This window comes from Mycoplana dimorpha (genome assembly GCF_003046475.1).
In the GTDB taxonomy this organism is placed as follows: domain Bacteria; phylum Pseudomonadota; class Alphaproteobacteria; order Rhizobiales; family Rhizobiaceae; genus Mycoplana; species Mycoplana dimorpha.
The window spans coordinates 33,390-46,692 of record NZ_PZZZ01000007.1 but is presented as its reverse complement, the minus strand read 5'-3'; the positions used below and the strand labels follow the sequence as shown (position 1 = coordinate 46,692).

Sequence of the window (13,303 nt, the reverse complement as noted above, 5' to 3'; positions counted from 1 at the left end):
TCCGATCGTTTAAGTTCGATAAAACCCGCCAGCGATGGCGGGTTTTTTCATGGCAGGTGCGGGTCGACAAGTCGACGGCGAGGCATGGCATTTGGCTTGCCAATTCGATTCAAGTGCCTCCCGCGTCGATTCCGCGCTTGCGTATAAGTCCTTGAAATGGCGCAGCTATAGCCCGATCAGCGTCAGCATGACGAAGGTGGCGAAGAGAATGAAGTGGGTCATGCCCTCGATCGCATTGGTCATGCCGTCGTTCAGGTTGATCGCCGCTACGACCAGGGTGATGGCGACCATCACCGTCTGCACCGGCGTCATCGCCATGACGAACGGCTGGCCGGTATAGAGGGCGATCGCCTCCATGACGGGGACCGTCAGGATGACCGTCGAGAGCGACGCGCCCATGGCGATGTTGACGACCGATTGCATGCGGTTGGCAAGCGCCGCCCGCATTGCCGTCAGGATTTCCGGCGCGGCCGAAATCGCGGCCACGATCACCGCCATCAATGCCGGCGGGGCGCCGCTGCCCGAAAGGCCGGCATTCAGCATGACCGACATCACCTCCGCCAGAGCGCCGATCAGGGCGATCCCAACCACCAGGATAAGGACGGAGGGCAGGGCGGGGCTGTCGGCTTCAGGGTGCTTTTCCATTGGGCCGCTACGATCGGCCCGCGGGTAGGCATAGCTGAAGAAATAGCTGTGCTGGCCGACCTGCAGGCGCAGGAACAGCGTGTAGAGTGCAATCATCGCGCCGATGGTGAAGCCGGAATAAAACTGCCAGCTCTGGCGTGGCACGAATTCCGGCACGATCATGGAAATGCCCATCGCGGTCAGGATCATCACGCTGTAGGTGCGGCTGGAATCGTCGTTGTAGGGCTGCTCGCCGTGGCGCAGCCCGCCGATGAGCGCCGCCAGTCCGATGATGCCATTGATGTCGAGCATCACCGCGGCATAGATCGTGTCGCGCACAAGCGTCGGCGAGGCCGCAGCCTGCATCATGATCGCCAGCACGACCACCTCGACCAGCACGGCCGAGAGCGTCAGGATCATCGTCCCGTAGGGATCGCCGACCTTGACGGCGAGCACCTCCGCATGACGGGCGACGCGCGTCGACGCCAGCATGATGGTGACGATGATGACGAACGCCGCCGCCAGCGTGACGGAGCGGCCTGCCGACAAAATCGTGTGCTCCGTCGCATAGGCGGCGGCCGCGACCAGCATGGCGAGGATGAGAAACCGTTCCTGTCGGATGCGGCGGAATTTCGTCACGGTCGGCTTCCGTGGTTTTTACCGGAGCTTCGGCCGCAGACGTGACCGGAGGCGGGATTGAACGACATCGGTCCTCGTCAAGATAGACCCGCTCTTTCGCTTGGCAATAGCGTCGCAGTCAGTTCCGGAACACGACGCAGGCTCCGCCGGCCTTGCGGATCTGTCCGCAGAGATCGTCGGCTGCGGCGCGCGTCTGCCGGCCGATGCGGGCCGTGTAGCGGGGCCGGATTCCGAACGCCGGCAGGCGTTCTTGTTGGATGAACGGCTTTTCTTCGTTCAGCGGCGGCGGCAGCCGCTCCACGGCCATCTGGAAGAGACGATAGGCGGCCGGCTTGCTGAAGTGGGAGGCAAGCTGCACGCCCCATGGTGCCCAGGTGCCGTCGTCACCCGGGGGCACGATTTCCTTGATTTGCCTGCTTTCGGCGAGCGCGGTACAGGCCTCGACGAAGGGCTTGTCCCTGTCCAGCGAAAGGTCGAGCTCCGCCGGCGGGTTGTCCTTCCACTCCTCCGGCGTATGGGCCGTGACCGCGACCACATAGGCGCGCGTCTCGCCGGGCAGGCTGCCGCTGGCGAGAAAGTTCGAGAGCCCGCCTTCGCCGGCATTGTAGGCCGCCGCCGCCAGGCCGAGATTGCCATAGCGGTCGCGCAGATCGGCAAGGTACTCGGCCGATTTCCGCAGCGCGTCCAGCGCGTGGAAACTGTCCTTCAGTCCACGCATCCTTGCGGTGCCGGGCATGAACTGGGCGATGCCCTCGGCACCTTTGGGGCTGACCGCATCCGGCCGGAACAGGCTCTCGCGCCAGATCAGCCTGGCGAAGTAATCCGACGGCAGTCCGTTATCCAGCGCAAAGCCATCGATCGCCGCGCAGATGTCGCGATGGTAGGTCTGCGGGCGCACGCACAGCCGCGTTCCGTTCGCGAGGCTCGTGGCGAACAGGCAGGGCGGGGGGGCGCGCCATTCCGGCTGGGCGGCAGCCGGCGTGGGGGCGGAGAGGCATGCGGCAAGACCTACAGCCAGGATCGAGCCCCACGCCGTAGCCCCCCGCATGAGATCAGAACGCCACCCGCTTGCGAGCATGCTTCGTCCCCGATCCGTCGACGCGTGTGCCTTGATACCATCGAACAGGCGGGGGAAGGAAGTACAAGGCCGCGACGGAAACAAACCGACGGGGTCGCGCGCGTATCGTTCGGAGCGCGGGCGATCGGGGCGACCACTGGCGTGCAGGCAAAAAAAGAGGGCCACAAGCAAAAGCCTGGGCCCTTTAGGTGTGAAGGTCTGAACCTCCAGAGGGGAACAGCCGACGCGACGGTACTGGGAGGAGAAACCGTCAAACGCATCGACTGAGCGGGATATGGGGCGGGCCGATCGGCATTTCAAGGGAGCGAAATGCCGCATCCCTAAAAGTAACAAGCGAGCGCGTCGCAAGGCAAAAAAAGAGGGCCACAAGTGAAACTTGGGCCCTTTATAGTTATGAAGGTAAAAAAACCTCCAGAGGGGAACAGCTGCTGCGGTGGCACTGGGAGGAAAAGCCACCAAAGATGCATCAGCTGGGTGCGATATGCTGGTTTTTCGCCCAAACATCAACGATTTAAAGTGCATGCCAGCCATGCAACCGGCGCAGGCCTGCTGCGGAGCCAGTTTCAGAAGTTCCAGTTGCGTGCCTTGGAAACAATGAAGTCACGAAAGACCTTCAGCTTCGCGGCGTTCTTCATCTCGTGCGGATAGCAGAAATAGGTGTCGAACGACGGAACGTCGGCATTGGTGACGAGCTGCAGCAGTCCGGGATCGCGGCCGACGATATAATCCGGCAGCATGGCGATGCCGATGCCGAGCAGGCAGGCGCGCTTGATCGACGTCAGGCTGTTGATCTGCAGCACCGAGGGTCGCGGATTGTCGGAGTCGCGGCCAGCGATCTGCAGCCAGTTGACGTCGAGCAGGTAGTTCGGCGCCGGCTCGCCGAAGGTGATGATCTTGTGATGGTCGAGATCGTCGATCGACTGCGGTTCGCCGTAGCGATTGATGTAGGAGGGCGCCGCATAGACGTGCATGTGCACGGTGAAGAGCTTGCGCTGGATGAGGTCGGACTGCTGCGGCTCACGCAGGCGGATGGCGCAGTCGGCATGGCGCATGTTGACGTCCAGCTCCTCGTTGTCGAGCAGCAGCTGCACCTGCATGTCGGGATAGAGCGCCAGAAACTCCTGTACCTTGTCGGTCAGCCAGCCCTGGCCGAGGCCGACCGTGGTGGTGATCCGCAGCTTGCCGCTCGGCTTCTCCGTCGTCTCGGTCAGCTGAACGCGCACGCTTTCGAGCTTCATCAGCACTTCGTGGGCGGTGCGATAGAGGATCTCGCCCTGTTCGGTCAGGATGAGGCCGCGTGCATGCCGGTGGAACAGCTTGATGCCGACGTCCTGCTCAAGCGCGCTCACCTGGCGGCTGATGGCCGATTGCGACAGGTGCAGCTTGAGGGCTGCATGCGTGAACGAGCCGGCCTCGGCCGCGGCATGGAAAATCCGCAGCTTGTCCCAGTCGAGCGCCATTGTGTCCCCCATATGTCTTTGAGGCGGGGAGCCGATGGCCTCCCGCCCGTCGCTGATGATCTGTTCCCACTCCCGCGATCGCGGGCTGTCGAGCCCGCCCCGCGATGTTGGCGGCTTCTACTCGGCCGCAATTGCGACAGGCATATGACCTGAAAGATATTTTTCCGCTTCGAGGGCCGCCATGCAGCCCATGCCGGCTGCCGTCACAGCCTGGCGATAGATGTCGTCCGCCACGTCGCCGGCCGCAAACACCCCGGGCACGTCGGTGGCGGTGGAATCGGGCGCCGTCCACAGATAGCCGTTCGGCTTCTGCTTCAGCTTGCCTTCGAAGAGCTCGACGGCCGGTGCATGGCCGATCGCCACGAACACGCCGTCGGTCGCCATCTCGCTCGTGGCACCGGTCTTGGTATTCCGCAACCGCACGCCGTTGACGGACGCCGGCATCGGTGGCTTGGCCTCGGCGCCGAGATACTCGATCACCTCGTGATCCCAGATCACCTTGATGTTCGGCCTGGCGAACAGGCGCTCCTGCAGGATCTTCTCGGAGCGGAACGCATCGCGGCGGTGCACGACCGTAACGGTCCTGGCGAGGTTGGAGAGGTAAAGCGCCTCTTCCACGGCCGAATTGCCGCCGCCGACGACGATCACGTCCTTGCCGCGGTAGAAGAACCCGTCGCAGGTGGCACAGGCCGAGACGCCGAAACCCTGGAACTTGTGTTCGGTGTCGATGCCGAGCCACTTGGCCTTGGCGCCGGTGGCGATGATCAGCGTGTCGGCGGTCCATTCGGCGCCGCTGTCGGTCGAGATGCGGAACGGGCGCACGTCGAGATCGACATTGGTGACGAGATCGTTGACGATCTCGGCGCCGACGTGCTGGGCCTGCTTGAGCATCTGCTCCATCATCCAGGGGCCCTGGACCGGCTCGGCATAGCCGGGGTAGTTCTCCACGTCCGTGGTGATCATCAATTGACCACCCTGTTCCAGGCCGGCGATCAGCACCGGTTCCAGCATGGCGCGCGCCGTGTAGATGGCGGCGGTGTAGCCGGCCGGACCGGAGCCGATGATCAGGACCTTGACGTGACGGGCAGACATGGCTGCGCTCCTTGGCATGACGCGCCGGAGGAGGAGCCGGCGCGGACTGTGTCGATGGTGACGCTCATTTATGAGTGCGGCCCTCTCATATTCAAGGCCAAGGCGGTACTTGCCAACAGGCTTGCGCCCAAACGCGACATTTTTGTTCGGGGCGATGCAATAATCTTATGCTTCTCGAACGTTTCTGATAATGCGCCGCCTGATCAATCAAGGAAGCAAACGTGTTTCGCGCCGAACTCGACGCCATCGACATCAAGATCCTCAAGGAACTGCAGGCCGACGGCCGCATGACCAATGTAGAACTCGCCGCCAAGGCCGGCATCTCGGCACCGCCGTGCCTGCGTCGCGTGCGCAAGCTGGAGGAGGCCGGCATCATCGAGGGCTACCACGCCATGCTGAACGCGCCTGCGCTCGGCTTCGACCTCGTCGCCTTCTGCATGGTCGGCCTCAAGCATCAGTCCGAGGCCAACCTCAAGGCCTTCGCCGCCGCCACCGCCGAGTGGCCGCTGGTCCGGCAGGCCTGGATGGTGTCCGGCGACAGCGATTTCCTGCTGCATTGCGTTGCCGAGAACCTAACCCGGTTCCAGGATTTCGTGATAGAGGTGCTGACGGCGAACGAACACGTCGACACCGTCCGCACCATGCTGACGATCAGACAGGTAAAGAAGCTCGGGCTGGTGGAGGTGTGACGCGGTGCCGCACAGGGATCGTCCGTTTTCCCGGTCGCTGATCAAGCTGGGCACGCGCCTCCTGCTCGGTCGGGCGTGGGCTCACGCGCAGGACTGGTTTCCGTGGCTGTCTATCCGGCAGACACCGCAGGCGGAGCGGGCTGTGTTCTATCACGGTGCACGCGTGGCGACGCTCCTCGGATCGGCGGTCCTTTGGGGCGCCGAAGTGGATACTGTTACAATCGTTGGATCCGGGCCTTCGGTTGCGCTAGCCGATCTGACACGTCTCGAGCGGGGCAGCGCCATGCTGCTCAACGGGGCAATCCACCTCATCGGCGAATGCATTGCCGCGCCGCTCGCCGTGGCGATTCAGGACGAGCGCTTCGTCTTTCGGCATTTCGCTTTGATGCGGAAGAAGATCGCCGCCGGGCAGCGACTGCTGCTGTCGGTCGCCGCCTTGCGCGCGATTTGCGAGAACGACAGCCTTTGGCTGGCGGACAAGCGCATCGTTCTAATTGACGACATCCGCAAGCCCTACGAACTGCCGCGTCGCAGGGACGGCACGCTGCGGGCGCTTGATTTCGTCCGGCTCGACCGGAGCGGCAGATACGGCGTTTCGCTGGAGCCGGATCGCGGCGTCTTCGAGGGCGGCTCGGTGGCCGTTTCCGCTCTGCAATTCGCGTTGGCGGGGAGGCCGCAGACGATCGGCTTTATTGGCGTCGATATCCGCAACGCGGCTGGCCCGCGCTTCTACGAGCACGCCGGCACCGCCGCCTTTTCCGGCGTCGCGGGAGCGGAACAGCGCATTCTTGGGCATATCGGGCTGGCAATGTCAGTGGCGGAGACCCGGGGCACTCGGTTCGTGAATTTTTCGCCTGTCTCCGCGCTCGCCGATATCGGTGTCGGTTTCGACGATCGTCTTCTGCGACCGACAGGGCGCTGAGCATAAAGTGTCGGTCCGGAAGGATCCGCTCTGCGGCCGCTTCAGGTTCTAGTTACGGCGTTGGGACATGCTCCAAGGCCGCGAGACCCGCGGCACGCTGGCGGCCCTAGTCTGTTTTTCGTTGCTTTCGGCGCGACGCCAGAACCCTTTCCTTCTTCGACTTGCGCTTGAGCGCACGAAACAGGTCATAGGCGGCGCGCAGCGGCGCAGTCGCCGAAACCAGACGGTCGATCTGGCGGTTGGAGGCTTCCAGGCGCATTGACAGCGTCTGCGCCACGCCAAAGGCGATGTCTTTCGCGTCGATGTCGGGAAATCTGCTTGTGAGCAGCGCATAGGGGTTGCGCGTGCCCGAGCCGTCGATGGAAAGCTTGTCCTTCTCGGCGAGAATTCTCAGGCAGGTCTGTTCGAAGGTCCAATCGTGGATGTGGAACAGCTTCCACTTCGTGCCGCGCTCGCCGGAAAATCCCGTCAGCACGATCTTTGCAGCCGGCACGTTCTCGCAAAGCCACAGCGCCATGGCAAAGCCACTGCTTGCCGTGTGTCCCTGCGGGTAGAGTTCCTCGAAATAGGCGGCCAGGTCGAGCAAACCAGCAGGCACCGTGCCGAAATCGGAGATCGCGTTCATCCGTTCGATGAAGGCTGTGCGGAGGTTGAGGACGCCGGCAAAGCTTGGTCCGGCGAGCAGGGCGGTGGTCTTGCCGAGGATCCCGCGATAGACGAGTTCGGATCCGGCCTGGTTGCTGCGCGTTACCAGCAGCGAATTGCCCGAAAAAGGCTTCGAAAGCACCTTCTCGACACGATTGAAGAACACGAACAGTGCAGTCTCCGGCAGCCTCTCCTTCAGCTCGTGGAAGCGCTGGTCCTCGCTGTTGGCAACGAGCACGATATGGGAGTAGGAGGCAAAGAAGGCATGCCACGCCTCGGCGCTCGCGCGACCCGCAGCGCTGCCGCGGATGAATGCTTCTGTTTCTTCCGCCTCTGTTACAGCGGCGCTGGTTGCGCCGCGGATTGGCACGTGCATTGCGTCGTTCCTCTGCTGGGATGTTTCCGACACGCCATGTCTATCGCCCGGCGTCGGCTGCCGGCAAGGTCCGATGTCACGACCGGCGATTTTCCGTCAGGCTGGGAACACTAGCCAGACGACCGGTGGCCCGCGGTCATGCTTCCGAGAGAAGCCGGCCATAGACTTGCCCGATGGCACGCACCTCATTCTCCAGCGCAAAGGTCTCCCGGACGTGGCGTAGGGCCGCCTCGCCGTGGGCAAGTGCATGCTGCGGATCGGCCATGTAGCGCTCGATCGCCGCCGTCAGCGCCGCGCCGTCGCCGGCCGGCACCACCGAGCCCGTTTCGCCCTCGATCGTCATCTCGCTGTAGGCGCCGGCATCGGAGGTGACGACCGGTGTTTGCGAGGCCATCGCCTCCAGCGGCGTCAGTCCGAAGCCTTCGTTGCGCGAGGGGGCGACATAGAGCGTCAGGCGGCGATACCATGGCCTGATATCCTTCACCTCGCCGAGAAACACGATGCGGTCGGTGAGCCCCGCGGCAGCGATCTGGGCCTTCAGCCCGTCACCGAAAGCCTTGTGTTCCGGCGTGATGCGGCCGGAGATAACCGCGATCCAGTCGGGAAAGCGCGGCAGGAGGTCGATCATCGCGCTGACGAAAAGGTCGGTGCCCTTCTGGTGGCGCACGCGGCCGAAGCAGCCGACGAGATATTTTCCGGGCAAGCCGGTCGCTGCGATCGTGTCGTCGGGGCCGGCGGGTGGATGGAAGCGCTCGAGGTCGACGCCGTGCCGGATGACCGTGTGCGGCACTTCAAGGAAAGAGCCCGAGCGCGCGTTCGTAGCGATGACCGCGTCCATCCGGCGGATCAGGAACTTGGTGTAGCGGCTGTGGCGGCGCTGCGCCGCCGAGGTGAAGAGCAGCTTCAGCGGCATGCGCAGGACGTCGCGCAGGATGATCCCGGGCAGCATCTCGGTGTTGCGCCGCGCGTGCCAGACGCGATGGCTGCGGCCCACCGGCGGCCGCCAGAGCGAGAAAAGATCGCGGAAACGGATATGCGGCAGGTCTGCCGGCAGCCCGGGGCCAAGCGCTGCGACGCGCTGGCCGAGCGCGCGCTGCATCGGTATCAGCTGGATGATCGTCGAGGTGACGCCGGACAGGCGCCGCTTGAAGTTCGGCGCGACGACGTCGACATCGGCGATGTCGACGCGTGCGGCGTCCATGTCCGGAGAGGCTGTCATCAGTGGGCAATCAGCCCCAGCTGACGTCGAGGATTTCGTAGGCCTTCGAGCCGCCCGGCGCGTTGACCTCGATCGAATCGCCGACTTCCTTGCCGATCAGCGCGCGGGCAATCGGCGAGGAGATCGAAATGCGGCCGGCCTTCACGTCGGCCTCCTGGTCGCCGACGATCTGGTAGGTCTTTTCTTCCTCGGTGTCCTCGTCGACGAGCTTCACCTTGGCGCCGAACTTGACCTTGTCGCCGGACATCTTCGTGAGGTCGATCACCTCGGCACGGGCGACGAGATCCTCGAGTTCCGTGATGCGGCCCTCGTTATGGCTCTGCGCTTCCTTGGCGGCATGGTACTCGGCGTTTTCGGAAAGGTCGCCGTGGGCGCGCGCTTCGGAAATTGCCTCGATGATTCTCGGGCGCTCCTCCTGCTGGCGCCAGCGCAGTTCTTCCTGCAGCTTGACGAATCCGCCCTGCGTCATCGGAACCTTTTCGACCATTTTATCCTGTCCTTCCAATCGCGACGCCCCATCCATCGCAGGCACGCACGCAAAATAAAACGGTTTCCGGGGGATTAGCCCCGGAACCCGCAGAACTGTTTGAACGGCGCTTATAGCAGAAACCGGCGAGCAAAAGCCAGTGTATTCGGCGGCCGCCGAGGGCTGTGCAAGGAACAGCGCAAAGCTTGCACCAGCTGTCCGCTGCCGGACTTGAAGCTCTCGCCGGCAACTTTGTGACAGAGTGACAAGATTCTTGGCGACCAGTGGGGGCACAGGCGTTTCTACATGCAGCGCCCCGGTGCCGCCAAGGTTACTTAGGCTCAGAAATAGCTCTGCAGCGGATGCACCTCGAGCTGGCCTTCCTTCAGCGCCTTGATCGCCTGCGCGGCGGCTTCGGCGCCGGCCATGGTCGTGTAGTAGGGCACCTTCTGCATCAGCGCGGCGCGGCGCAGCGACTTCGAGTCGGAAATCGCCTTGGTGCCGTCCGTCGTGTTGATGACCAGCTGGACCTGGCGGTTGCGGATGGCATCCTCGATGTGCGGCCGGCCTTCCTGCACCTTGTTGACCTTGGTCGCCTCGATGCCGTTCTCGCCGAGGAAGCGCGCCGTGCCGGAGGTGGCTAGCACCTTGAAGCCGATCTCCGTCAGGATGCGGATCGCCGGCAGCACCCGCTCCTTGTCCTCGTCGCGCACCGAGACGAACACCGCGCCGTCGCGCGGCAGGTCGACGCCGGCGCCGAGCTGCGACTTGGCGAAGGCGAGCGGGAAGCTGGTGTCGAGGCCCATCACCTCGCCGGTCGAGCGCATTTCCGGCCCGAGCAGCGTGTCGACGCCGGGGAAGCGGGCAAACGGGAAGACGGCTTCCTTGACCGCGATGTGCTTCAGCTTGCGCGGGTCCGGCTTCTCGCCATAGGCGGCGATCGCGGCTTCCAGCTTCTCGCCGGCCATGACGCGGGCGGCGATCTTGGCGATCGGGGCGCCGATGGTCTTGGCGACGAAGGGCACGGTGCGCGAGGCGCGCGGGTTGACTTCGAGGACGTAGATCGTGCCGTCCTTGATGGCGTACTGCACGTTCATCAGGCCGCCGACGTGGAGGGCTTTTGCGAGCGCCTTTGTCTGGCGCTCCAGCTCCTCGACCATCTCGGCGGAAAGGGTGCGAACCGGCAGCGAGCAGGCCGAGTCGCCGGAGTGGATGCCGGCTTCCTCGATGTGCTCCATGATGCCGGAGACGAACACGTCCTCGCCGTCGCAGAGCGCATCGACGTCCACCTCGACGGCGTTGGTCAGGTAGCTGTCGAACAGCAGCGGGTTCTTGCCGAGCAGGGTGTTGATCTGGCCGGTCTTGTCGTTCGGGTAGCGCTGCTTGATGTCCTCCGGCACGAGACCGGGGACGGTGTCGAGCAGGTAGGTCTGCAGCATCGATTCCGAATGGATGATCTGCATGGCGCGGCCGCCAAGCACGTAGGACGGGCGCACGACCAGCGGGAAGCCGATCTCGGCGGCGACGAGGCGGGCCTGCTCGACGGAATAGGCGATGCCGTTGTTCGGCTGCGTCAGGTCCAGCTTCTGCAGCAGCTTCTGGAAGCGGTCGCGGTCTTCGGCAAGGTCGATCATGTCGGGCGCGGTGCCGAGGATCGGGATGCCGTTCTTTTCGAGCGCCTCGGCGAGCTTCAGCGGCGTCTGGCCGCCGAACTGCACGATGACGCCGACGACTTCGCCGTTGGTCTGCTCGGCCTTGAGGATTTCGATGACGTCCTCGGCGGTTAGCGGCTCGAAATAGAGCCGGTCGGAGGTGTCGTAGTCGGTCGAGACGGTCTCCGGGTTACAGTTGACCATGATTGCTTCATAGCCGGCGTCCTTCAGCGCAAACGCGGCATGGCAGCAGCAATAGTCGAACTCGATGCCCTGGCCGATGCGATTCGGGCCGCCGCCGAGGATGACGACCTTCTTGCGGTCGGAAATGCCTGCTTCCGAGCGCGTCCGGCCGGCGAAGGGCTCCTCGTAGGTCGAGTACATGTAAGCGGTCGGCGAGGCGAACTCGGCCGCGCAGGTGTCGATGCGCTTGAAGACCGGGCGCACGTCGAGGCTGTTGCGCAGTTCGGCCACTTCCTTCGGCCGCTTGCCGGAGAGCGTGGCGAGGCGCGCGTCGGAGAAGCCCATGGCCTTCAGCATGCGCAGGTTCTGGGGATCGGTCGGCAGGCCGTGCTCGCGGATGCGTGCCTCCATATCGACGATCGCCTTGAACTGGGCGATGAACCACGGGTCGATCTTCGAGCTCTCGTGTACCTCGTCCGGGGTGAAGCCCATGCGCAGCGCCTGGGCGACCATGCGGAGCCGGTCGGGGGTCGGGGTAGAGATCGCGGCGCGAACGGCGTTCTTGTCGTTGCCGTCGCCAAGGCCGGGGATCTCGATCTCGTCGAGACCGGTCAGCCCCGTCTCGAGGCCACGCAGCGCCTTCTGCAGGCTTTCCGCGAAGGTACGACCGATCGCCATGACCTCGCCGACCGACTTCATCGCGGTCGTCAGCGTCGGCTCGGCGCCGGGGAACTTTTCGAAGGCAAAGCGCGGGATCTTCGTGACGACATAGTCGATCGACGGCTCGAAGGAGGCCGGCGTCGCGCCGCCGGTGATGTCGTTCTCCAGCTCGTCGAGCGTGTAGCCGATGGCGAGCTTGGCGGCGATCTTGGCGATCGGGAAACCGGTGGCCTTGGAGGCCAGCGCGGACGAGCGCGAGACGCGCGGGTTCATCTCGATGACGACGAGGCGGCCATTTTCGGGATTAACGGCGAACTGCACGTTCGAGCCGCCGGTCTCGACGCCGATCTCGCGCAGCACCGCGATCGAGGCGTTGCGCATGATCTGGTATTCCTTGTCCGTCAGGGTGAGGGCAGGGGCTACCGTGATCGAGTCGCCCGTATGGACGCCCATCGGATCGATGTTCTCGATCGAGCAGATGATGATGCAGTTGTCCGCCTTGTCGCGGACGACCTCCATCTCGTACTCCTTCCAGCCGAGCACGCTTTCTTCGATCAGCACCTCCGTCGTCGGCGAGGCATCGAGGCCTCCCGAGACGATGTCGAAGAACTCCGAGCGGTTGTAGGCGATGCCGCCGCCGGTGCCGCCGAGGGTGAAGGACGGGCGGATGATCGCCGGCAGGCCGATCTCGTCGAGCGCGGTCGCGGCGATCGCCATGGCGTGGCTCATGTAGCGCTGCTTGCGGTCGGTCTCGCCGAGGTTCCACTGGTTCTCCAGTTCGTCCAGCGCCTTGTCGAGCGCATCGCCGGAAAGCTCGGCCTTGAGCTTGGCGCGCTCGGCCTCGTGCTTCTTGCGGTCGGCGTCCTTGATCTCGGTGGCGTTGGCCAGCAGCGACCTCGGCGTCTCCAGTCCGATCTTGGCCATCGCCTCGCGGAACAGCGCCCGGTCCTCGGCCTTGTCGATCGCCTCCGGCTTGGCGCCGATCATCTCGACGTTGTAGCGCTCGAGCACGCCCATGCGCTTCAGGGAAAGAGCGGTGTTGAGCGCCGTCTGGCCGCCCATGGTCGGCAGCAGCGCGTCGGGGCGCTCCTTGGCGATGATCTTGGCGACGACTTCCGGCGTGATCGGCTCGATGTAGGTGGCGTCAGCCAGACCCGGATCGGTCATGATCGTCGCCGGGTTGGAGTTGACCAGGATGACGCGGTAGCCTTCCTCCTTCAGCGCCTTGCACGCTTGCGTGCCGGAATAGTCGAACTCGCAGGCCTGCCCGATGACGATCGGCCCCGCGCCGATGATGAGGATCGATTTGATGTCTTGGCGCTTGGGCATGGCTCTATCCGTTCTTTCGCCTGCGCGAAAAACCGGCCAGGGTGGGAGGTTCACCGGCCGGGGCGCATAAGGCTTCGTCTTTAAAGGCTAGAAGCGGCTTATAGGCAAATGCCAGCCCGAGCGAAACCCCGAAAATTGGGAAATCGACAGAAAGCCGGCGGGCCCGCCATTGCCGCTTTAAAAGCGCCGCCGTTCGGCGGGAAACGGTGTGAAGGGGAAGCTGCAGGTCGCCAGTCCGCGCGCCGCGCTATTGTAAATGCCATCACCCG

At 64.1% G+C, this 13,303-nt stretch carries 10 protein-coding genes; 2 read left to right on the top strand and 8 right to left on the bottom strand.

From position 1 onward, the window contains the following. Positions 1–165: 165 nt before the first annotated feature. From C7449_RS16515 to trxB, 4 genes are all read right to left on the bottom strand, one after another. Positions 166–1,215, bottom strand: a complete 1,050-nt coding sequence (locus C7449_RS16515; RefSeq protein ID WP_108004234.1) for a calcium:proton antiporter — start codon at positions 1,213–1,215, stop codon at positions 166–168. Positions 1,216–1,381: 166 nt separating this feature from the next. After that, positions 1,382–2,311: a lytic transglycosylase domain-containing protein gene (locus tag C7449_RS16510; protein WP_108004004.1), complete on the bottom strand. Its 930-nt coding sequence runs from the start codon at positions 2,309–2,311 to the stop codon at positions 1,382–1,384. A gap of 593 nt (positions 2,312–2,904) precedes the next feature. Continuing rightward, the gene (locus tag C7449_RS16505) at positions 2,905–3,801 is read right to left on the bottom strand and encodes a LysR family transcriptional regulator VtlR (protein WP_108004233.1); all 897 of its coding nucleotides are present in this window, start codon (positions 3,799–3,801) and stop codon (positions 2,905–2,907) included. Between the two features lie 117 nt (positions 3,802–3,918). After that, a complete protein-coding gene (trxB, locus tag C7449_RS16500; protein ID WP_108004003.1) occupies positions 3,919–4,893 on the bottom strand; it encodes a thioredoxin-disulfide reductase in 975 nt (324 codons plus the stop codon). A gap of 221 nt (positions 4,894–5,114) precedes the next feature. Here trxB and C7449_RS16495 point away from each other — a divergent pair, with 221 nt between their 5' ends. Both C7449_RS16495 and C7449_RS16490 read left to right on the top strand, forming a co-directional pair. Next, the gene (locus C7449_RS16495) at positions 5,115–5,582 is read left to right on the top strand and encodes an Lrp/AsnC family transcriptional regulator (RefSeq protein WP_108004002.1); all 468 of its coding nucleotides are present in this window, start codon (positions 5,115–5,117) and stop codon (positions 5,580–5,582) included. 4 nt (positions 5,583–5,586) lie between these two features. Further along, positions 5,587–6,504, top strand: a complete 918-nt coding sequence (locus tag C7449_RS16490) for a glycosyl transferase (RefSeq protein WP_108004001.1) — start codon at positions 5,587–5,589, stop codon at positions 6,502–6,504. 106 nt (positions 6,505–6,610) lie between these two features. On the opposite strand, the gene C7449_RS16485 is transcribed toward C7449_RS16490, so the two are convergent. The 4 genes from C7449_RS16485 to carB form a co-directional block, all read right to left on the bottom strand. Beyond that, positions 6,611–7,525: a 3-deoxy-manno-octulosonate cytidylyltransferase gene (locus C7449_RS16485; RefSeq protein WP_108004000.1), complete on the bottom strand. Its 915-nt coding sequence runs from the start codon at positions 7,523–7,525 to the stop codon at positions 6,611–6,613. 136 nt (positions 7,526–7,661) lie between these two features. Next, complete coding sequence (locus tag C7449_RS16480; RefSeq protein WP_245414426.1) at positions 7,662–8,744, bottom strand: glycosyltransferase family 4 protein; 1,083 nt, start codon at positions 8,742–8,744, stop codon at positions 7,662–7,664. Positions 8,745–8,754: 10 nt separating this feature from the next. Continuing rightward, positions 8,755–9,231 carry a transcription elongation factor GreA gene (greA, locus tag C7449_RS16475; RefSeq protein ID WP_108003999.1) on the bottom strand — a complete coding sequence of 159 codons (477 nt, stop codon included), beginning with the start codon at positions 9,229–9,231 and terminating at the stop codon, positions 8,755–8,757. A 320-nt stretch (positions 9,232–9,551) separates the two neighbouring features. Then, entirely contained in the window at positions 9,552–13,034 is a 3,483-nt protein-coding gene (gene carB / locus C7449_RS16470; protein WP_108003998.1) for a carbamoyl-phosphate synthase large subunit, read from the bottom strand. Positions 13,035–13,303 lie beyond the last annotated feature (269 nt).